The following is a 19,586-nucleotide window of genomic DNA, read 5'->3' as shown; positions in this document are numbered from 1 at the left end:
GCTGGAAGGCTTCCAAGGCGGGCAGGCCATGCGCCGCTACATAGCCGGGGCCATGCTGATGGGCTTTGGCGGCATGCTGGCCGGTGGCTGCGCGGTGGGGGCCGGTGTCCCGGGGCCGCAGTGTTCACGCTGACCTCTTGGGTCACCTTGGTCGCAATCTGGGCGGCAGCCGCCATCACCGACTATCTGGTGGACCGCCGAGGGGAAGAGGCCAAACCGACCAGCAAGACCTTTATGGAGCCCGGCTACGTCAGCCCTTGAGGCTCGAGTTGGAGAAGGTGCTGGCCGGAAAAAACGACCACAGAGACACAGAGGCACAGAGAGGAAAACCTCCAGGCACAGGGTGCCGGTGGAGCGCTATGGATGAGGCCCGCGAATGCATGAACCGTTCGTCCTGAGCTTGTCGAAGGGCTCAGTCCGAACGGAACGCAAACTTCAATGGGTCGGATCTCTCGGCGTCATGCCTCTGTGCCTCAGTGTCTCTGTGGCGGTTCTCCCACCGCGCCCTTAGGCAGCAATGCCCGGATTGCCCTGCACGCCCACCAACTTGGGCGTGTTGATGGTGCGCGGCTTGACGCGGCCGCCTTGCGACTTGAACCAGGTCTCCATCACGTCCCAGATGGGTTTGACACCGGGCATGGTCTTGGCTTCTTCCGCCACCGGAGCCCAGCCTGCCACTTTGTACTTCTTGTCCGCCTCCAAGACCTTGCCTTTGAGGCGCATGTCGGAGATCCGGCTGCCCATCTTCTCCCCGGGGGTGCAGGTGTAGGCCAAGCCACCCACGCGCACCATATCGCCACCTTGTTGGTAGTAGGGGTCGGGATTGAAGAGGTTGTCGCCCACGTCTTCCAGCACCGTCTTGATCTGAGCCCCGGTCATCTCTGTGAGTGTGGCGTAGGGGTAGGTGATGGCGATCTGATCCATCATCAACTCCCGCGTGATCACATCCCCCGGCAACAACGACGTTCCCCAGCGGAAGCCGGGTGAGAACGCCAAATCGGCACCTTGCACATCCATCATGGCATCGCAGATGAGTTGATCCCAACTGCCATTGAAGTTGCCACGGCGATAGAGCAGGCCATCGGTGACGGCCAGCTTCTCAGCCAACTTCGCTTCGTAGGGCTTGCGTACCTTGGTGATCAAGGCATCCATCTCAGGATCCGCCTTGAGCTGGTTGGCGAACACGGGCAGCAGCTTGTAGCGGAAGTCCACCACCTTGCCGTCCTTGACTTCAAAGTCCATCACGCCCAAGAACTTGCCGTTGGAGCCGGCATTGGTCACCAGCGTCTTACCGCCCGCATTGCTGACAGGGATGGCCACCGGCACGCCGTCGTGGGTGTGGCCGCCAAAGATGGCGTCAATGCCACGCACTCGGCTGGCCATCTTCAAATCCACATCCATGCCGTTGTGCGAGATCACGACGACGACCTTGGCACCTTTGCCGCGGGCTTCGTCGACCATCTTTTGCATGTTCTCGTCTTGGATGCCAAAGCCCCAATCCGCCACCATATAGCGCGGATTGGCGATGGGCGTGTAGGGGAAGGCTTGGCCGATGATGGCGCACGAGACGCCGTTGATCTCGCGGATCACATAGGGCGCAAACACTTGGTCGCCAAAGTCATTGGTCTTGACGTTCTGCGCCACGAAGTCCAGCTTGCCCTTGAAGTCCTTCTCCACAATCTCCTTGACGCGTTCCATGCCATAGGTGAACTCCCAGTGGCCGGTCATCACATCCACGGTCAAGGCTTTACAGGCCTCCACCATGTCTTGAGCATCGCTCCACAGTGCCGTGGCAGAACCTTGCCAGGTATCGCCGCCGTCGAGCAGCAGAGCGCCGGGACGGCTGGCCTTCATCATCTTGACCAGCGTGGCCAAGTGCGCGAAGCCACCGACCTTGCCATAGCGGCGGGCAGCTTTCTCAAAGTCCATGTAGGTAAAGGCATGCGCCAAGTCGGTGCCGGGGCGGGCACCCATGACCTTGAGCAAATGCTCGCCCACCAGGTGCGGCAAGTTACCTTGCATGCTCCCGATGCCCAAATTCACACTGGGTTCACGGAAGTAGATGGGCTTGAGCTGAGCATGGCAGTCCGTCATGTGCAAGAAGGACACATTGCCAAAACGAGGCAGGTCGTACAGGCCTTTCTGAGCGGTTGCGGCATCGGCTTCTGCCCACTTGCCCAAACCCATGCCCGCCACGGAGGCGGCGCTGAGCACCTGCATAAATTCGCGTTTACTGATATTCATGACGGACTTTCTCTTGCTGCAAATGATGCGGGCGCCGTGTTGAACTCGACCTCGCTTGTGGCGAGGCCTTCCACGGCGCCCGGAAACGGTTTGTTGGTTGACGGGCGAAGCAGGGTCGAGCAGCAGGGCCATGATGTGCTTCATCTGACCTTCGTCCAACAAGCCCTGGTGGCCAAACCGTGGCATGTTGGAGCAGGCGTTATAGCCCCATGCGTTGTACAGCTTGCCCCAGGTGTACTCCACGATCGCCTTGGAGGCCGGGTCGTTGGGGTTGCTGACGCCGCGCAGCTTGCCGTAGTTGTAAAGGCTGGGGCCGATGGTGCCGAAGGAGATTTCGGCCTTGCTGACCTGGTGGCAGTTGTAGCAATTGCCGCCGTTAGCGGATGTGGCAGTGCTCCGGTCGGTCCAGGTCATGCCACGCCCGTTCTGAGCTAACTTTTCGCCTTCTTTCCAGTCACCGAGGTACTTGCCGTCACTGGGCGGCTTGATGGTGGCCAGCGCAGTCGTTTCGATCAGTTTGGTGGTGGCTGGGTCTGGCGCCGTGCCCGTAGAGCAGGCCACTTGCGAAGGCTCTTGCTGAATGCGATCGACCTTGGCAATACCCTGATCCCGGAAGGACTCGCTCATCATCTTCGTGAACTGGGCTTGCAGCTCAGCCTCAGAGGGCATGCTGGAGCAACCCGCCAAAACTGCTGCGGCGACGACACCAAGCGCAAGGCGATGGGCTTTGAAAAACTTCTTCATGGTGACTCCTGGCAGATCAGCGCTTGATGGCGGGGGTGATGCTCTCGGCACCCTTGGCGTTCACGCCCATGTACACACTCAGTGCAATGGTCACATCCGAGGCGAAGCCAGGGTAGGGGAAGCGCTGTTGGCGGTAGCAGTCGTTCAAGCGACGCTGCATGCTCCACATCTCACCGCTCGATACACGGTAAGCCGGCCAAGCGGCAAAACCGATGCCGTCACCAGGGTTGCTGCGCAAGTCAGGCAAATCTTGCAGGCGAATGCGCTTACCTTCCTCGCCATGGCAGGTGGCGCAGGAGAAGTCCATGGGGCCACCCCGGAAGAAGAAGGCGCGCTTGCCCATTTCATACATCTTCTTCTCTGCCGCATGGCTTTGGGGCAGCGCCATCTTCATGCCCTTGGATGCGCCGGAGATCCACGCGGCCAAGGCCTCCATGGTCTTCTGCTCATCTCTGCCAAAGGCGGTCTCAGCAATCTTCTTGGCGTCAAAGCCCTGCAGGGTTTCCATGCAGGTCAGCAGGCGCGACTCCAGGTCTTGCACACGCTGTGTGTCTGCAAAGTAGCGGGGCAACTCCACCCAAGCCCCCTTCACCACGCCGGGGCCTTTGCCCAGGTCACACTTCTCCAATGACGCAGCTTTTGGGCCCCGCTTCTGCTTCCAAAGCTCTTCACCTTTGGCTTCGAACAACTCGGCAGGGTTGCCATCCGCCAACATGGCGCGGTACTCCGCAATGCCATCGGCGGCGGACTTTTGTGCCACTGCGGGCAAGGTCGTTGCGGCAGCCAACAGGCCCAAGCCGAGAGGCATGAGGCTAAGGGCTAGAGTGCGGCGAGGGGTGGACTTGGACATAGACTGCTTGTCTCCAGTGGGCGTGTTATGAGTGCTGTCTTTAGGCGCAAAAACCCGCCGTGGCGGGTATGTGCGTGCAGTGCTTCAAGTTCAACTGACGGTGGCTTCGTCAGTCCGCTTCTCGCCCTTGTTATCAGTCCAGGTGATCGCCACTTTGCCGCCCGCTTTAGCGCCCTTGATGGCGAACTGCAGGAAGGGATTCTTGGACACAGACGGGCCAAACTGCGAGGTCATCACGACCTTGCCGTTGAGGCTGGCGGTGAGTTCTTGAATGAACCAAGCGGGAATGGACTTGCCGGCGGCGTCTTTGCGCAGGCCGGTTTCCATTTCGTGGCTCATGAGAACGCGGACAGTGGTTTTGTCGCCAGAAGCTTGGGCGCGAATGCGCATCGGATCAGCCATGAGGGACTCCTAAAAAATCTGAGTGATAGAGATGGGTCAATGAGCGGGCAGCAGGCTTAACCGCCGCATCCGCCCAGCGTGACCTTGACTTCCTTCTTGGCAAACAAAACTTTGCCGTCATTCATCATGGCCACAGCGTAGACATCCGAGGATTGACCCATCTTGACGCGGGTGGCGACATTGGCATCAACGGCGTCGGTCACGTCGAAAGAGGCGGCCAGAATGGAGGGGTTCTTCTCGACCAAGATCAGCAGGCGCTTCACGCCGGGCAAAGCCGTTGAGGCACCCACGGGCACCACGGCGCCGTTCTCAGCGATGTCAGGCCCAGTGACGGTGACATCTTTGCTCTCGGCCGGCGCGCTGCCGCCCAGCGCCTTCATGAGGTCAGCCATGTTCTTGGCTTCAAAGGCGCCGCCGTTCCAGGCAGCCATGGCGGTGGCAGGCAACAAGCCTGCAGCGGCCATCAGGCCTGCGACGGTCGCGCTTTGCGCGAGGATTTGACGACGGGTTTGCATTTCACAACTCCTAGGTTGGCTTGACTTGATTAACTCTATCGCAATACACGGATAGAAGCGAGAGTGGTTTTACTTCTTGGAGCCGTCGGCGATCCACTGTGCGATGGCACGAGCGTCCGCATCGGACAAGGTCTGAGCAGGCATAGGAATTTGGCCCCATACGCCCACCCCACCGACCTTGATCTTGCTGGTCAGATACTCCAAGGCATCGGCCTTTCCAGCCATTTTCTTGCTGATCTCACGGAAGCCGGGGCCGACCAGCTTGCTCTCCACGCCGTGGCAGGCGACGCACGTGTGCTTGTTGATCAGCGCCAGGGCGGCTGCGGTGCCTGCGTCCGCAGCCTTGGGTGCTGCGGCAGGCGCGGCTTTGGCGGGTGCAGTGCCTTCAGGCTGGGTGGTGTCGGCACCCCGCTGTGGGCCGACCATGCGGTTCTGCTCCGCCAAGTTGCCATGGTTGTTGCGCGCAAAGTCCGGCAGGAAGGAGCCCACCTTGGCCTCTGGTGCGCAGTTGGTCATGCAAGCCTTGGCTTGGACATCTGGCTTGTTGTGTCCCATGCCTTTGCCCGGCCACATGGCGTGATCAGTGGTCATGCCATTGCGGTTGGGCATGCGGGCTTGGGCTTCAGCCATGGTTTTGTCGGACAGCACAAAGTTGTCCGGCACGATGCCGCCCATGTTCAGCATGTAGGCCGTGACGCTGTAGACCTCTTCCGTCGTCAAGGATTTCGGCGCCGTCCAGGGCATGGCACGGTTGATGTAGTCCCAGAGCGTCGAGACGGTCGAGACCTTCATCAAGGTGGTGCGACCAGGGAAGCTGTGATCCAGCAGTCTGGCCACCCGCCCTGTTTTGACATCGTCGGCAGTGGTGCCTCCGACCAATGGGGAGAAGACCTCATTGGCTTCGCCAAACACGCCGTGGCAAGACGCACACTTGGCTTCCCAAACGTCCTGGCCCTTGGCCACAGAGCCGGAGCCCTTAGGCAGGCCTTTGAAGTCGGGGCGGACATCAATGTCCCAAGCGGCCACCTCTTTGGGGGTGGCGGGACGCCCGACGCCAGGGTAGCTGGAGGATTGCGCCACCGCTGCGGCGCTCAAGGTGGCCAACGCAAGGGCCAAGGTCAGGCGTTTGCTCATGGTGTGCGCCTTAGGAGAGCTGGACATTCTTCACCTCGCCGCTTTCCTGGACCAGCCAGGACTGGATGGAGTTGTTGTGATAGATCGAGCGTGTGCCACGCACCGCGCGGGTTTGCTGATACGTGGGCTGCACATAGCCGGTTTCATCCATCGCGCGGCTTTGGATGATGGCGGGTTTGCCATCCCAGCTCCAATCAATGTTGAAGCGCGTCAGGGACTTGCTCATCACTGGGCCTTCCATGCGGGCGGTGCGCCAGTTGCGGCCGCCGTCCACCGAGACATCCACCCGCTTGATCTTGCCCTTGCCCGACCATGCTAGGCCCGAGATGTTGTAGAAGCCTTTGTCCAGCAGAACCTGTCCACCCGAGGGGGTGGTCACTACGCTCTTGCACTCTTGGGTGCTGGAGTACATGCGGTGCAAGCCGTCTGGCATCAGGTCGATGTAGTGAATCGCTTCGTCCTTGGCGCCGTAAGGCTTGTCGCCCACTTCAATGCGGCGCAGGTACTTCACCCAGCTCACGCCCTGCACGCCGGGCACCACCAAACGCAGCGGGTAGCCGTTCTCGGGGCGCAGCATCTCGCCGTTCTGGCCGTAGGCCACGAAGACTTCGCCCGATTCGATCAACTCCATGGGCACGGTGCGGGTCATGGACGAGCCGTCAGCGCCTTCGCCCAGCACAAAGCGGGCGCGCTTGTAGTCGACACCACACATGTCCAGCAAGATCTTCAGCGGCACGCCGGTGAACTCGCAGCAGCTGATCATGCCGTGGGTGTATTGCACCGTAGGCACGGCCACATTGCCCCACTCCATGCCGGTGTTGGCGCCGCACTCAATGAAGTGGAAGCGCGAGACCGAGGGCAGACGCATCAGCTCGTCCATGGTGAAGACCTTGGGCGTCTTCAGCAAGCTGGGGTCCGAGCCGTTGATCATCAGGCGGTGCTTGGAGGGGTCGATGTCCCACCAGCCCTGATGGTGGCGCTCGAAGTGCAGCCCCGACGGGGTGACGATGCCGAACAGCGACTGCAGCGGCGCAAAGGAGACCGAGGCCTGCGCCGTTTGGGTCAGGCCTGGGCTTTGGCGACGCTGCACATTGGCTTCGTACTTGGACGGCTTGCCGTAACCGTCGGTGACGACGGGCTGACCCAGGCCCTTGGTGTGCTCAGGCAGCTCAAGGATGTTGGAGTCTCCGTCGCCCGACACCGGGTTGGACTGCGCGCGGGCGGTGGCCGCCAAACCTGTGGCTGCGGCGGCCGCAAAGGCGTGGCGGATGAACCCGCGGCGACCTTGCTTGCCTTCCGCGAACACAGTACGGACGCCATCGGCGTCAAGAAAATTCTCAGGGGCCTTGATCAGGCGACCTGAGGCGCCGTCAGGCCGCTGGATGAGATCGTCGTCGCGTTGCACAGTCGCTCCTTGGTGGATCGGGCAGCCCTGGCGAACCAAGGCTAAAAATCTATAAATAAGCAAAAACAGATATTAAGCTGAACAGCCTGACACGAAGCTGGTGAAAACACTGATTAACCCTGTTGACGTATCGCCGCCGATTGCTTCTGTCGCCTCCGCCCCATGCGCTAGATCAAGGCGCTAGGCTTGACAACGCTCACTCAGGCCGGATGCCCACAAAGCGGGTGACCAAACCGGGCCCTTGGTGGCCGGGGCCTTCGTCCAACAGCACTTCACCTTCCCAGCCCAGCACCTCGTCCAGTTCGCCCGCAAAGTCTGCGCGCAGGTCGGCCAGGGTGTAGAGCATGTCCACGTCCTGCGGGCCCCCGCTGGGGCGGCCTTTTTGCGTCGGGTGAAAGGCCTCTAGCACCAAGCGGCCGCCGGGCTTGAGGCTTTGCGCCAAGTGCTGGTGGGCGGGGCGGCGCAGCGCCGAGGCGAGATGGCAATAGATCAAGACCACCGCGTCAGCGCTGTCCGGTGCCGGCCGCCAGGTGGCTAAGTCGGCACACAGCGTGGCATAGCGGCTGGGCTCAAGGCGACGCGCCTTGGCCAGCGCCAGGGCCTTGTCCAGCCCGGCCTGGGCGTAATCCACGGCCAAAATCTGATGACCTTGCTCGGCCAGCCACACGCCGTTGCGCCCTTCGCCATCTCCCACGGCCAACACGGTTTGTGCGGCTGGCCAGGTGGCGGCTTGCTCCACCAAGAAGGCATTCGGTGCCGTGCCGTACTTGTAGCCCGGCGCAGCGAAGCGTTCGTTCCAAAACCCCTGCATCAGAAGGCTTCCTTCTCGGCTTCCAGATAGGCCAGGCTGATGTACTTGCCGATATTGCCGTCCCAGCCTTGGGTGTGCTTGGCGTGTTTCGCCACACGAGGGTCGGCCAGCACGCGGGCCTTGGCGGCGGCTTCGTCTTGGCCCGCTTTGACGGCCTGCTCGCAAGGGCGGTAAATGCCTTCAAACAACTCGCTTTGCTCGACCAACAGGGTGGGGGATGCATCGCCATGCCCTGGCACCCAGAGTTTGGCTTGGGTGTTGCGCGTCAGCTCGGTCATGGTCTTCAGGCTGCCCAAATAGCTGCCCTCATCCATATTGGCAATGCGGCGGTTCATGGCCACATCGCCCACCATCACCACTTGGTCTGGCATCACCTCCACGCAGATGTCACCGGGCGTGTGGGCCACACCATAGTGGTGAATGCGCAGCAGGGTGTCGCCGAAGCGCAGTTCTTGGCCATGCACGGCGGTGTGGGTGGGCACCACCAGCTCCGTCCCGGCGGAGGCGCCGTTGGTCCAGCGCTCCATCATGCTGCGCCACATATTGCCTGCGGCCCCTTGAATGTGCTGGCGGCTGAAGGGGTGGGCGTAGATGGGCAGGGCTTTGCCGAAGGCGTCAACAAAGGCTTGGTTGCCCAAGAAGTGGTCGCCATGGAAGTGGGTGTTGATCAAGGCCACCACCGGCTTGCTGCTGAAGCTGCGCAGGCGGCGAATCGCCATCTCACCAATCTGTACCGAGGCGCCAGTGTCCACCACCACCACGCCCGCGCTGGTCTCGATGAAGGTGATGTTGGCCATCATCCCCCGGTTCTCGGGGGTGGGAAAGCCGTCAGGCGTCCAGACCATGCTGACGCGTGGGCTCAGGCGCTTGAGCGGGTAGTCGGGCACCGCAGGCCCCCGGATGAAGTCCGCCGCACTTTGTGCGGCCTGCAGCAGGGGTGGCAGGCTCAGGGCTGCCGTGGCCGCCAAGCCATACCGGCCCCATTGCTTCAGCAGATGCCGGCGTGACGACGCCTCAGAGGAGGAGGGGGCTGAAGGCGTGGGCAACATGAAGACTCCATCGGCTTTGACTTATAAATAAGCATACACCGATTAAAGCGGTGCGTCCGTGCCTCATGCCCAGGCGTCGTGGTGGCCCCTCAGCCGTGCAGCCGGCTGCCTCGGGGCACGCTGGCCAGCAAGAAGCCCATTTGGTCCGACAGAATCCGCCGCCCGCGCAAGATCATGTCTTCATGCAGGCTGGGCACATAGGGCAGGTAGAGCAGGCTCATGCGCGCCTCTTCGGGCAGGCGGCTGCCCTTGTGGCCATTGCAGCCCCGGCAGGCGGTGATGCAGTTCATCCAACTGTCTTCGCCACCCCGCGAGACGGGGATGATGTGCTCGCGGGTCAGGTCGTCTACGTGGAAGCGGTGACCGCAGTAGGCGCACACTTGCCGATCACGCGCAAACAACTTGGGGTTGGTGAGCGCGGGGTTCACCCGCCAGGCCCGCGCCGGAATGGCGCCTTTGACGGCGATGATGGCGTGAACCTCGATGCGGGAGCGCAAGCCCGTGCTGCGCTGCACCCCTCCGCGCAGCACTTGGCAGGGGTCGCCCAGCGTCCAGGCAATCGCGTCGGAGGCATACAGCAGCGCCGCTTGGCGCACCGTCATCCAAGCCTGAGGGCGACCAGAAATGTCGAGTTGCAAGACATCCATCGCAAACATGCTCCTTGAGCATTGACGCGGATAGGGGGCACGCGATGCGCCGCCGCGCCGTCTTGGCGCATCACCCCTGAGCATAGCGCTTTGCCGATGACAGGCTCAAGACACTTTGACCGCACCGGCCCCAGTGGCTGAAATCCAAGGGAAAACCCGAATTTTTGGGCGCATTAGGCCAAGAACCCTAGAAATAAACAGGGTTGAGGACTCGCCAAATGCCGCGACTTCTGCAAAATAGCACGACCGTTCGTTTCAGGGTTGGCTCAGATCAGCCGACAACACGCCAGTGAACACCTCCGCCAACAACCGCCGCAGCTCGTCGCGCACCTTGCACAAAGGTCAGCAGACGCGCGCTGCCATTTTGGAGGCCGCCTTGGGCTTGGCTTCGCACATGGGCTTGGAGGGCTTGTCGATTGGCGCTTTGGCCGAGGTCACCGGCATGAGCAAGTCCGGCGTGTTTGCCCACTTTGGCTCGCGCGAGGAGTTGCAGATCTCCGTGATCCGCGAGTACCACACCAAGTTTGAAGAAGAAGTCTTCTTTCCCGCCATCCGCGAAAAGCTCGGCCTGCCGCGCGTAACCGCCTTGTTTGAAAACTGGGTCAAGCGGGTGTCGGTGGAAATCGACTCCGGCTGCATCTATATCAGCGGCGCCGTCGAGTTTGACGACCGCCCCGGCCCCGTGCGCGACGCTCTGGCCAGCATGGTCAAAGCCTGGCAAGCCGCACTGGCCCGCGCCATCCTGCAGGCCATTGATACGGGCGACCTGCAACCTGACACCGACCCCGACCAACTGCTGTTCGAGCTGCACGGCCTGATCTTGGCCCTGCACTACGACGCACGCTTCTTGCGCAACCCTGGCGCTGTAGAGCGCGCGCGGCGCGCCTTTGCCCGAACCATCCGCGATTACGCCGAGCCCGCACCTGCCACTACGGTGGTGCGGCCTTTCACCCGTCCCACCCCTTGAGCCGGCAGCGGCGCTGACCTTTTTTCGACAGGAGCACACCATGGCCCAGTACAACCCACCTCTGCGCGACCTTCAATTCGTGCTGCACGAGCTGCTGGACGTGAGCAGCGAATTCAAACAGATGCCGTCCCACGCCGACATCGACGCTGACACCATCAATGCGGTTCTGGAAGAGGGCGGCAAGTTCGCCGCCGAAGTGCTCTTCCCTCTCAACATCAGCGGGGATGCCGAAGGCTGCAAGCTCGACAAGGTCACCCACGAGGTCACACCCCCCACCGGCTTCAAAGAGGCCTATGCCAAGTATGTGGAAGGCGGCTGGCCTGCGCTGAGCTGCGACCCGGAATACGGCGGCCAAGGCCTGCCGCACACGGTCAACCAGTGCTTCTATGAAATGCTCAACAGCGCCAACCAGGCCTGGACCATGTACCCCGGCCTGTCGCACGGTGCCTACGAGTGCCTGCACGCCCACGGCACCGAAGAGCAAAAGCGCCTCTACCTGACCAAGCTGGTCAGCGGCGAGTGGACAGGCACCATGTGCCTGACCGAGCCGCATTGCGGCACCGATCTGGGCATGCTGCGCACCAAGGCCGAGCCCCAGGCCGATGGCACTTACAAGATCACCGGCCAAAAGATCTTCATCAGCGCTGGTGAGCACACCCTGGCCGAGAACATCGTCCACTTGGTGCTGGCCCGCCTGCCCGACGCCCCCGCAGGCTCCAAAGGCATTTCGCTGTTCATCGTGCCCAAGTTCCACATCAATGCCGACGGCAGCGTGGGTGAGCGCAACGCCATCCATTGCGGTGCTCTGGAGCACAAGATGGGCATCCACGGCAACTCCACCTGCCAGATGATCTTGGATGGCGCTGTGGGCACCCTGGTGGGCCAGCCGCACAAGGGCTTGGCCGCCATGTTCGTGATGATGAATGCCGCCCGCTTGGGCGTGGGCAACCAGTCGCTGGGCCTGACCGAAGTGGCCTATCAAAACGCTGTGGCCTATGCCAAAGACCGCATGCAGATGCGCTCGCTCACCGGCCCCAAGTCACCCGACAAGCCTGCTGACTCCATCATCGTGCACCCCGATGTGCGCAAGATGCTGCTGACCGCCCGCGCTTTTGCAGAAGGCGGCCGTGCACTCGCCGTCTACACCGTGGTGCAGCTCGACAAAGAGCTGAGCCACCCCGACGAAGACGTGCGCAAGGAAGCTGCTGATGAAGTGGCCCTGCTGACCCCCATCATCAAGGCCTTCATCACCGACAACGGCTGGCTGGCCACCTCGCACTGCATGCAGGTCTATGGCGGCCACGGCTACATCCACGAGTGGGGCATGGAGCAGTACGTGCGCGATGCCCGCATCAACATGATCTACGAAGGCACCAACACCGTGCAATCGCTGGACCTGCTGGGCCGCAAGATCTTGGGCGACAACGGCAAGAAGCTGAAGGCCTTTGGCAAGAAGATCGCCGAGTTCGTGGAAGAAGAAGGCGTGCGCGAAGACATGCAGGAGTTCATCAACCCGCTGGCCGACCTGGGCGACAAAGTCACCAAACTGACCACCGAGCTGGGCATGAAGGCCTTTGGCAATGCCGACGAGGTGGGCGGCGCGTCGGTGGACTACCTGCGTGTGGTGGGCCACCTGACTTTTGCCTACCTGTTTGCCCGCATGGCCAAGATTGCGCTGGACAAGCAGAACTCGGGTGATCCCTTCTACACCGCGAAATTGCATACCATCCGCTTCTACTTCGCCAAGCTCTTGCCTGAAACGGCCAGCCTCATCCGCACCGCGCGTGCGGGCGTGGCCCCGCTGATGGCCATGGACGAAGCCCTGTTCTGACCGCTTCACTGCCCCTAAACCCTAGGAGACCTTCGATGAAAGCACTGATCACTGCCTTGACCCTGAGCGTTCTGAGCGCCACCGCCTTCGCCCAAGCCAACCCGGCAGGCCTGTGGCGCACCATTGACGACGAGACCAAGCAAGAGAAGTCGCTGGTTCGCATCACCGACGCCGGTGGCGTGCTCAGCGGCAAGGTCGAGAAGGTCACCGACCCGGCAAAGGCCAACGCCGTGTGCGAGAAATGCAGCGACGACCGCAAGGACAAGCCCGTCGTGGGCATGCAGATCATCCGCGGCGCTAAGCAAAGTGCGGACGACAAAGATCACTGGGAAGGCGGCGAGATCCTCGACCCCAACAACGGCAAGACCTACAAGCTGCGCATGAAGCCCCTGGAGGGCGGCAAGAAGCTGGAAGTGCGTGGCTATGTCGGCCCCTTCCACCGCAATCAAATCTGGATCCGCGTCGAATAACGCTGACATGAGACTCTGTGGTGCCGCCCAGCCGGGCGCACCACTTTTGCCTACCGTTCTGGAACACACATGAGCAAATTCAACGTTCGCAAGGTGGCCGTGCTCGGCGCCGGCGTCATGGGCGCGCAGATCGCGGCCCACTTGGTCAACGTCAAAGTGCCGGTGGTCTTGTTTGACCTGCCCGCCAAAGAAGGCCCCAAGAGCGGCATTGCGCTGAAGGCCATCGAGAACCTGAAGAAGCTCAAGCCGTCACCGCTGGGCGTGGCCGAGCATGCGGCCCGCATCCAGCCTGCCAACTACGAAGAGCATCTGGAGCTGCTGAAAGACTGCGACCTGATCATCGAGGCCATTGCCGAGCGCATGGACTGGAAGCTGGACCTCTACAGCAAGATCGCCCCCTTTGTGGCGCCGGGCGCCATCGTGGCGTCCAACACTTCGGGCTTGTCCATCAGCAAGCTGGCTGAAGCGCTGCCCGAAAGCCTGAAGCCCCGCTTCTGCGGCATCCACTTCTTCAACCCACCGCGCTACATGTACCTGGTGGAGTTGATCTCCACCCCCACCACCGAGGCTGTGGTGCTCGACCAGCTCGAAGCCTTTGTCACCACCACCGTGGGCAAGGGCGTGGTGCGCGCCAAAGACACGCCCAACTTCATTGCCAACCGCGTGGGCATTGCCGGCATGCTGGCCACCATCCACGAGGCCGAAAAGTTTGGCCTGAGCGTGGACGTGGTGGACGATCTGACCGGCAAGAAGATGGGCCGCGCCAGCTCGGGCACCTTCCGCACCGCCGATGTGGTGGGCCTGGACACCATGGCCCACGTCATCAAGACCCTGCAAGACAACCTGCAGGCCGACCCCTTCTACCCCAGCTACGCCACGCCGGCGGTGCTCTCTGGCTTGATCGCCAAGGGCGCTTTGGGCCAAAAGGCGGGTGCTGGTTTCTACAAGAAGGAAGGCAAGAACATCCTGCGCTTGGATGCGGCCACGGCCAGCTATGTGCCTTCGGGCGGCAAGGCCGACACCATCGTCGAGCGCATCCTGAAAAAACCTGCGGCCGAGCGCCTGAAGCTGCTGCGCGAATCGACCAACCCGCAAGCCCAATTCGTGTGGGCCATCCTGCGCGACAGCTTCCACTATGTGGCCGTGCACCTGGCCGACATTGCCGACTCTGCCCGCGAGGTGGACTTTGCGATGCGCTGGGGCTTTGGCATGAAGCAAGGCCCCTTCGAGCTGTGGCAAGAAGCCGGCTGGCAGCAAGTGGCCACCTGGGTCAAGGAAGACATCGATGCCGGCAAGGCCCTGTGCAATGCGCCGCTGCCTGCGTGGGTGTTTGATGGACGCACGGGTGTGCACACGCCTGAAGGCTCTTGGTCGGCCGCGCAGGGCCAATACCTGCCGCGCTCTAGCCTGGCCGTGTATGCCCGCCAGCACTTCCCTGAAAGCGTGGGCGGCAGCGGCGCGGTGGACGCGCTGAAGTCGGGCACTGAGCTCTTCAAGAACGAAGAGGTGCGGGTCTGGACGCTGGACGGCGAGGTCGTGATCGCCAGCATAACCGCCAAGCTGCACTTGATCAGCCCCACCGTCACCGACGGCCTGCTCAAGGCGCTGGAGATTGCTGAAGCCGGCTATCAAGGCCTGGTGGTCTGGAGCCCGGACGACGTGTTCTCGGCCGGTGCCAACCTTGAGTCTCTGATGCCTGTCTTCATGAAGTTGGGTGCCAAGGGCATTGCGCCGGAAGAGAAGAAGCTGCAAGACATGATGCTGCGCTTCCGCTATGCCAGCGTGCCCACTATTGCCGCGATGCGCGGTCTGGCGCTGGGCGGTGGCTGCGAGCTGGCCGTGCATTGCAGCCAGCGCGTGGCCGCCATGGAAAGCTATGTCGGCTTGGTCGAAGTGGGCGTGGGCCTGGTGCCCGGCGGTGGTGGCCTGACCTACATCGCCCGCCGTGCGGCCGAAGTGGGCGCAGCTGCCCCGGCACTGGACCCGCTGGCCTTCTTGAAAGATGGCTTCCAAGCGGCGGCCATGGCCACCGTGGCCACCAGCGCCCTGGAAGCCCGCAAGATCGGCTATCTGCTGGACAGCGACGTGGTGGTGCCCAACAAAGACGAGCTGCTCTACGTGGCCATCAGCCAAGCCAAGGCCTTGGCCAACGCGGGCTACCGGGCGCCTGCCAAGCTCAGCTTCCCGGTGGCTGGCCGCAATGCCAAAGCCACCATCACGGCGCAATTGGTGGGCATGCGCGACGGCGGCTTCATCAGCCAGCACGACTTCCACATTGCCAGCCTGATCGCCGATGTGGTGTGCGGTGGCGACGTGGACGCCGGCACCCTGGTGACCGAGGAATACCTGATGGCGCTGGAGCGCAAGCACTTCTGCGGCCTGCTGGAGCACCCCAAGACGCAAGAGCGGATCATGGGCATGCTGCAAACCGGCAAACCTGTCCGCAACTGATCAAGGAATACATCATGAGCAAACAAGTGCAAGAAGCCTACATCGTTGCGGCCAGCCGGACGCCCATCGGCCGCTCAGGCCGGGGTTATTTCAAGAACACGCGTTCGGACGATCTGCTGATCACTGCGCTGCGCAGCGCCCTGGGCCAAGTGCCCACACTGGACCCGAAGGCCATTGAAGACGCCATCATTGGCTGCTCCTTCCCCGAGGGCGAGCAAGGCATGAACATGGCCCGCGTGGCCGTGGCCTTGGCGGGCCTGCCGCACTCGGTGGGCGGTGTCACCATCAACCGCTTCTGCGCCTCGGGCCTCACAGCCATTCAGATGGCCGCAGACCGCATCCGCGTGGGCGAAGCCGACGTGATGATTGCCGGGGGTGCCGAGTCCATGAGCCTGGTGCCCATGGGCGGCAACAAGCCCTCCTTCAACCCGGCCGTCTTTGCGGACGACGACAACGTGGGCATTGCCTACGGCATGGGCCTGACGGCCGAGCGCGTGGCCGAGCAGTGGAACGTGACCCGCGCCGACCAAGACGCCTTTGCCCTGGCCTCGCACCAGCGCGCCATTGCCGCCCAAGCCGCAGGCTACTTTGCAGACGAGATCTGCCCGGTGGACGTGATCACCCGCACGCCCAATCTGGAAACCGGCGAGATCAGCAACAGCACCCGCACCGTCAACCTGGACGAAGGCCCCCGCCCCGATACCTCGCTCGAAGGCCTGGCCAAGCTGCGCCCGGTGTTTGCGGCCAAGGGCTCGGTCACCGCAGGCAACAGCTCGCAAACCAGCGACGGCGCCGGCGCCTTGATCTTGGCCAGCGAAAAAGCGGTCAAGACCTTCGGCCTGACCCCGCTGGCTCGCTTTGTGAGCTTTGCCAGCCGTGGCGTGCGCCCCGAGATCATGGGCATTGGCCCCATCGAGGCCATCCCCGCCGCGCTGGGCTATGCCGGCCTGAAGCAAGAAGACCTGGGCTGGATCGAGCTGAACGAAGCCTTTGCCGCGCAGTCTCTGGCTGTCATCCGCACCCTGGGCCTGAACCCGGATGTGGTGAACCCGCTGGGCGGCGCCATCGCTTTGGGTCATCCGCTGGGTGCCACGGGTGCCATCCGTGCCGCCACCACCATCCACGGCCTGCGCCGCACCAAGCAAAAGTACGGCATGGTGACCATGTGCGTGGGCACTGGCCAAGGCGCTGCCGGTATTTTCGAAGCTTTGTGAACAACACACTGACCTAAGAGCGTGCAGCGGGCGGCCCCCACCAGGGTCGCCCGTTTGCCGTTTTGATTGACGAACGGCCAGTCCTCAGTGTCTCTGTGCCTCTGTGGCGGTTTTTCATCAACTTCACTCCCAAGGAATCCAGCCCATGTCCATCAAAACCGCCGTCCACAACGGTGTGGCCCTCATCGAGATCGCCCGCCCTGAAAAGAAGAACGCGCTGACCCAGGCCATGTACACCGCCATGGCCGAAGCCCTGCGCTCGGCGCAGGCCGAGCCCAGCGTGCGGGCCGTGCTGATCACGGGTCAGCCCGGCATCTTCACCTCTGGCAACGACATCGAAGACTTTATGCAGCGCCCACCTCGGGCCGATGGCTCGCCCGCGCCCGTGTTTGAGTTCATGCAAGCCCTGATTGGCTGCGACAAGCCCGTGGTGGCCGCCGTCACCGGGGCGGCCATCGGCATTGGCACCACCTTGCTGCTGCACTGCGACTTTGTCTTCATCAGCGACGAAGCCCGCTTGGCCATGCCTTTTGTGAGCTTAGGGCTGGTGCCCGAGTTCGCGTCCAGCTTGCTGGTGCCCCAGCTCATGGGCCATGTGAAGGCCGCCCCCAAGCTGCTGCTGGGCGACCCCTTCACCCCCGATGAAGCCGTGGAATGCGGCATCGCCAACGCCGTCTTGCCCGGCGCCGAGGTGGTGAACCACGCCCGTCGCGTGGCCGAACGCTTTAACAACCTGCCCCCGGCCGCCGTGCGCGAAGCCAAGCGCTTGATGAAGGGCCCGCAGCGCGAGCAATTGGCCCAGGTCATCAAGACCGAAGGCGCCTTGTTTGCACAGCGCTTGCAGAGCCCCGAGGCCAAAGAAGCCTTCACCGCCTTCTTCCAGAAGCGAGCGCCTGACTTCTCGCAGTTCTCGTGATCGCCAAATTGGCGCTGGCCCCGGTGCTGCTCTGGCAAGGTCGCCAGGTGCGGCGCAGCGCGCTGCGCCTGCCTGAAGCCGCAGGGCCGCGCCAGGGCGTGGAAGAGCCCGAGATGACCTTTAACGCCGAACGTGAGCCCCTGCGTTTGGCGGTGCTGGGCGATTCATCCGCCGCTGGCGTGGGCGTCCCCCACCAACACCAAGCCTTGGCCCAGCCCCTGGCGGCCGCCTTGGCCCACCGCCTGGCCCGCCCTGTGGCTTGGCGCTTGCTGGCCCAAACCGGCCACACCGCCGCCGAAGCCCTGGCGCACCTGCAAGCCAGCCCGCCCGAACCCACGGATTGGCTGCTGGTCATCGTTGGTGTCAACGACGCGGTGGCCCAAACCCCCGCCGCTCGTTTTACTCACACCCTGGACGCCATCGACGCCTGGGGCCGCGCCCACCTGGGCCTGCGCCACACCCTGCACAGCGCCCTGCCTCCCATGGACCAGTTCCCCTTGCTGCCCTGGCCCCTGCGCAGCGTGCTGGGCCGCGACGCCCGCAGGCTCGACGCCGCCGCACGCAGCCGCGTCTCCTGCGCTGCTGGCCGCCACCACGCCCCCTTGCCCACGCTGCCTGCCCCGGCCGCGCAATGGATGGCCGAAGACGGCTTCCACCCCGGCCGCGCGGGCTACGCCGCCTGGGCCGAGCACCTGGCGGGCTTTATTGCGCAGGTGGATGAGGGTGAGGTGGATCAGGGTTTGGTGGCGTGAGGGTGTGAGCCTGCTGTCAGCCTCTTGATCAGTTTGCTAGTGGTGTCGAGTAGCATGGCTGCGTTCCAAAGAGGAGCCTATGCAAACCATACAAGCGGATGTGTTCAAGGCGCGGTTCGAGGAGTTCATCGACGCCGCGCACCACGGCGAGACGTTCATCGTGACCTTGGGTCACCAGCATGAAAAGGTTGCTGCGCTGATCCCCTATGCGCAACTCGAAGCGGGACGACCTCGTACGCTTGGCACCTTGGCGGGCGTGGCCAAAGTCACCTTTGCTGACGACTTTGAAATCACTGACAAAAAGTTGCTGGAGCATTGACGCGGCTGTTGGACAGCCCTGCGCGAAGGCGTGCCATCGCTGCCAAGCAAAAGCGGCTTCAAACCAGCCCCATGGCATCCAAAGGGCTGCGCACCCCGCTACCGCCCACTTTGAGAACGTGGGTGTAGATCATGGTGGTGGATACATCTGAATGGCCCAGCAGCTCTTGCACGGTGCGGATGTCGATGCCCGACTGCAGCAGATGGGTGGCAAAAGAGTGGCGCAGAGTGTGAACGGACACCGGTTTGGCAATGCCTGCCAGCGGTACCGCCTTCTTCAGCGCGCGTTGCACACGGTCTTCGTAGAGATGGTGACTCCTCTCCATGCCGCTGCGCGGATCGATGGACAAGGTGGGTGACGGTCTTTGCCACCTTTGGCATTACGCACGATGATCACATGCCGATCAAAATCCCCATCTTTGATACGAAGACGCATTCCCTCCATCAGGCACATGCCCGTGCCGTAAAGCAGGCGGGCCATCAGCGCGGTTTCACCTTGCATCTGTGCCAGCACCCCGGCTACCTCGTCTATCGTCAACACACTGGGAATGTGCCGCTTTTGGGTAGGGCGGTTGATGTTGCTGAGTCAAGGTAACTCAACAGCGAGTACTTCCCGGTAAAGAAACAGAATCGCGCTCAAAGCTTGGTTGTGCGTGGATGCCGCATGACCCCGCCACGGCCCGACCAGCGAATGAAGAAGCGCACCCAGTAGACGTAGACCTGCTCGGTGCTGAGGCTATAGCAGGCTGCTGAAATACCGACCGGTTGTGATGGTCGAGCGAGGCGCAGCGAGGACAATGTGAGCATCCCGATCTGAGAGAGACCTATGCGCGGCGCCGACACCTTCACCGAGAGCCTGTTCATCA

Annotated in this window: 18 protein-coding genes and 2 pseudogenes; 9 read left to right on the top strand and 11 right to left on the bottom strand. The window is 62.6% G+C overall.

What is annotated here, in order from left to right:
• Positions 1-28 precede the first annotated feature (28 nt).
• Positions 29-133, top strand: coding sequence for a YeeE/YedE thiosulfate transporter family protein (locus tag ACIQ3Q_RS20390; RefSeq protein WP_396271059.1), 105 nt, complete (start codon positions 29-31; stop codon positions 131-133).
• Positions 134-507: 374 nt separating this feature from the next.
• On the opposite strand, the gene soxB is transcribed toward ACIQ3Q_RS20390, so the two are convergent.
• The 10 genes and pseudogenes from soxB to ACIQ3Q_RS20340 form a co-directional block, all read right to left on the bottom strand.
• Positions 508-2,244, bottom strand: coding sequence for a thiosulfohydrolase SoxB (gene soxB / locus ACIQ3Q_RS20385; RefSeq protein ID WP_396271058.1), 1,737 nt, complete (start codon positions 2,242-2,244; stop codon positions 508-510).
• Positions 2,245-2,337: 93 nt separating this feature from the next.
• Positions 2,338-2,988: pseudogene (soxX, locus tag ACIQ3Q_RS20380) on the bottom strand (sulfur oxidation c-type cytochrome SoxX); the annotation flags it as partial.
• 16 nt (positions 2,989-3,004) lie between these two features.
• Entirely contained in the window at positions 3,005-3,838 is an 834-nt protein-coding gene (gene soxA, locus ACIQ3Q_RS20375; protein ID WP_396271056.1) for a sulfur oxidation c-type cytochrome SoxA, read from the bottom strand.
• Positions 3,839-3,928: 90 nt separating this feature from the next.
• The gene (gene soxZ / locus ACIQ3Q_RS20370; protein ID WP_396271055.1) at positions 3,929-4,240 is read right to left on the bottom strand and encodes a thiosulfate oxidation carrier complex protein SoxZ; all 312 of its coding nucleotides are present in this window, start codon (positions 4,238-4,240) and stop codon (positions 3,929-3,931) included.
• Positions 4,241-4,296: 56 nt separating this feature from the next.
• Entirely contained in the window at positions 4,297-4,755 is a 459-nt protein-coding gene (gene soxY, locus ACIQ3Q_RS20365) for a thiosulfate oxidation carrier protein SoxY (protein ID WP_396271054.1), read from the bottom strand.
• A 69-nt stretch (positions 4,756-4,824) separates the two neighbouring features.
• Positions 4,825-5,889, bottom strand: coding sequence for a c-type cytochrome (locus ACIQ3Q_RS20360; protein ID WP_396271053.1), 1,065 nt, complete (start codon positions 5,887-5,889; stop codon positions 4,825-4,827).
• 10 nt (positions 5,890-5,899) lie between these two features.
• On the bottom strand, positions 5,900-7,294 hold the full coding sequence (gene soxC, locus ACIQ3Q_RS20355) for a sulfite dehydrogenase (protein WP_396271052.1): 1,395 nt from the start codon (positions 7,292-7,294) through the stop codon (positions 5,900-5,902).
• A gap of 196 nt (positions 7,295-7,490) precedes the next feature.
• Entirely contained in the window at positions 7,491-8,105 is a 615-nt protein-coding gene (locus tag ACIQ3Q_RS20350) for a class I SAM-dependent methyltransferase (protein WP_396271051.1), read from the bottom strand.
• On the bottom strand, positions 8,105-9,154 hold the full coding sequence (locus ACIQ3Q_RS20345; RefSeq protein WP_396271050.1) for an MBL fold metallo-hydrolase: 1,050 nt from the start codon (positions 9,152-9,154) through the stop codon (positions 8,105-8,107). The genes ACIQ3Q_RS20350 and ACIQ3Q_RS20345 overlap by 1 nt, the downstream gene beginning before the upstream one ends.
• A gap of 89 nt (positions 9,155-9,243) precedes the next feature.
• Entirely contained in the window at positions 9,244-9,801 is a 558-nt protein-coding gene (locus ACIQ3Q_RS20340) for an HNH endonuclease (RefSeq protein WP_396271057.1), read from the bottom strand.
• A 289-nt stretch (positions 9,802-10,090) separates the two neighbouring features.
• Here ACIQ3Q_RS20340 and ACIQ3Q_RS20335 point away from each other — a divergent pair, with 289 nt between their 5' ends.
• From ACIQ3Q_RS20335 to ACIQ3Q_RS20300, 8 genes are all read left to right on the top strand, one after another.
• A complete protein-coding gene (locus ACIQ3Q_RS20335; protein ID WP_396271049.1) occupies positions 10,091-10,768 on the top strand; it encodes a TetR/AcrR family transcriptional regulator in 678 nt (225 codons plus the stop codon).
• A gap of 40 nt (positions 10,769-10,808) precedes the next feature.
• The gene (locus ACIQ3Q_RS20330; RefSeq protein WP_396271048.1) at positions 10,809-12,599 is read left to right on the top strand and encodes an acyl-CoA dehydrogenase C-terminal domain-containing protein; all 1,791 of its coding nucleotides are present in this window, start codon (positions 10,809-10,811) and stop codon (positions 12,597-12,599) included.
• Between the two features lie 35 nt (positions 12,600-12,634).
• On the top strand, positions 12,635-13,069 hold the full coding sequence (locus ACIQ3Q_RS20325) for a DUF2147 domain-containing protein (RefSeq protein WP_396271047.1): 435 nt from the start codon (positions 12,635-12,637) through the stop codon (positions 13,067-13,069).
• 69 nt (positions 13,070-13,138) lie between these two features.
• On the top strand, positions 13,139-15,520 hold the full coding sequence (locus ACIQ3Q_RS20320; protein ID WP_396271046.1) for a 3-hydroxyacyl-CoA dehydrogenase/enoyl-CoA hydratase family protein: 2,382 nt from the start codon (positions 13,139-13,141) through the stop codon (positions 15,518-15,520).
• A 14-nt stretch (positions 15,521-15,534) separates the two neighbouring features.
• Positions 15,535-16,734, top strand: coding sequence for an acetyl-CoA C-acyltransferase (locus tag ACIQ3Q_RS20315; RefSeq protein ID WP_396271045.1), 1,200 nt, complete (start codon positions 15,535-15,537; stop codon positions 16,732-16,734).
• Between the two features lie 145 nt (positions 16,735-16,879).
• On the top strand, positions 16,880-17,650 hold the full coding sequence (locus ACIQ3Q_RS20310; protein ID WP_396271044.1) for an enoyl-CoA hydratase: 771 nt from the start codon (positions 16,880-16,882) through the stop codon (positions 17,648-17,650).
• Entirely contained in the window at positions 17,647-18,402 is a 756-nt protein-coding gene (locus ACIQ3Q_RS20305; RefSeq protein WP_396271043.1) for an SGNH/GDSL hydrolase family protein, read from the top strand. The genes ACIQ3Q_RS20310 and ACIQ3Q_RS20305 overlap by 4 nt, the downstream gene beginning before the upstream one ends.
• A gap of 79 nt (positions 18,403-18,481) precedes the next feature.
• Positions 18,482-18,721, top strand: coding sequence for a type II toxin-antitoxin system Phd/YefM family antitoxin (locus ACIQ3Q_RS20300; RefSeq protein ID WP_396271042.1), 240 nt, complete (start codon positions 18,482-18,484; stop codon positions 18,719-18,721).
• Between the two features lie 58 nt (positions 18,722-18,779).
• Here the strand turns inward: ACIQ3Q_RS20300 and ACIQ3Q_RS20295 are convergent.
• A pseudogene (locus ACIQ3Q_RS20295) lies at positions 18,780-19,461 on the bottom strand (tyrosine-type recombinase/integrase); the annotation flags it as partial.
• Positions 19,462-19,586 lie beyond the last annotated feature (125 nt).

The sequence above is a fragment of the Ideonella sp. genome, assembly GCF_044358605.1.
In the GTDB taxonomy this organism is placed as follows: domain Bacteria; phylum Pseudomonadota; class Gammaproteobacteria; order Burkholderiales; family Burkholderiaceae_C; genus Ideonella.
The sequence above is the reverse complement of the archived record's forward strand: the minus strand, read 5'-3'. Positions and strand labels throughout refer to the sequence as shown.

Excerpts from the sequence above, each read along its gene's own strand:
- ACIQ3Q_RS20390 (WP_396271059.1), top strand. The coding sequence starts at position 29 with ATGCGCCGCTACATAGCCGGGGCCATGCTGATGGGCTTTGGCGGCATG.
- ACIQ3Q_RS20320 (WP_396271046.1), top strand. The coding sequence starts at position 13,139 with ATGAGCAAATTCAACGTTCGCAAGGTGGCCGTGCTCGGCGCCGGCGTC.
- ACIQ3Q_RS20340 (WP_396271057.1), bottom strand. The coding sequence starts at position 9,801 with ATGGATGTCTTGCAACTCGACATTTCTGGTCGCCCTCAGGCTTGGATG.
- ACIQ3Q_RS20315 (WP_396271045.1), top strand. The coding sequence starts at position 15,535 with ATGAGCAAACAAGTGCAAGAAGCCTACATCGTTGCGGCCAGCCGGACG.
- ACIQ3Q_RS20310 (WP_396271044.1), top strand. The coding sequence starts at position 16,880 with ATGTCCATCAAAACCGCCGTCCACAACGGTGTGGCCCTCATCGAGATC.
- soxB (WP_396271058.1), bottom strand. The coding sequence starts at position 2,244 with ATGAATATCAGTAAACGCGAATTTATGCAGGTGCTCAGCGCCGCCTCC.
- soxA (WP_396271056.1), bottom strand. The coding sequence starts at position 3,838 with ATGTCCAAGTCCACCCCTCGCCGCACTCTAGCCCTTAGCCTCATGCCT.
- ACIQ3Q_RS20360 (WP_396271053.1), bottom strand. The coding sequence starts at position 5,889 with ATGAGCAAACGCCTGACCTTGGCCCTTGCGTTGGCCACCTTGAGCGCC.
- ACIQ3Q_RS20350 (WP_396271051.1), bottom strand. The coding sequence starts at position 8,105 with ATGCAGGGGTTTTGGAACGAACGCTTCGCTGCGCCGGGCTACAAGTAC.
- ACIQ3Q_RS20300 (WP_396271042.1), top strand. The coding sequence starts at position 18,482 with ATGCAAACCATACAAGCGGATGTGTTCAAGGCGCGGTTCGAGGAGTTC.
- ACIQ3Q_RS20325 (WP_396271047.1), top strand. The coding sequence starts at position 12,635 with ATGAAAGCACTGATCACTGCCTTGACCCTGAGCGTTCTGAGCGCCACC.
- ACIQ3Q_RS20345 (WP_396271050.1), bottom strand. The coding sequence starts at position 9,154 with ATGTTGCCCACGCCTTCAGCCCCCTCCTCCTCTGAGGCGTCGTCACGC.
- ACIQ3Q_RS20330 (WP_396271048.1), top strand. The coding sequence starts at position 10,809 with ATGGCCCAGTACAACCCACCTCTGCGCGACCTTCAATTCGTGCTGCAC.
- soxZ (WP_396271055.1), bottom strand. The coding sequence starts at position 4,240 with ATGGCTGATCCGATGCGCATTCGCGCCCAAGCTTCTGGCGACAAAACC.
- soxY (WP_396271054.1), bottom strand. The coding sequence starts at position 4,755 with ATGCAAACCCGTCGTCAAATCCTCGCGCAAAGCGCGACCGTCGCAGGC.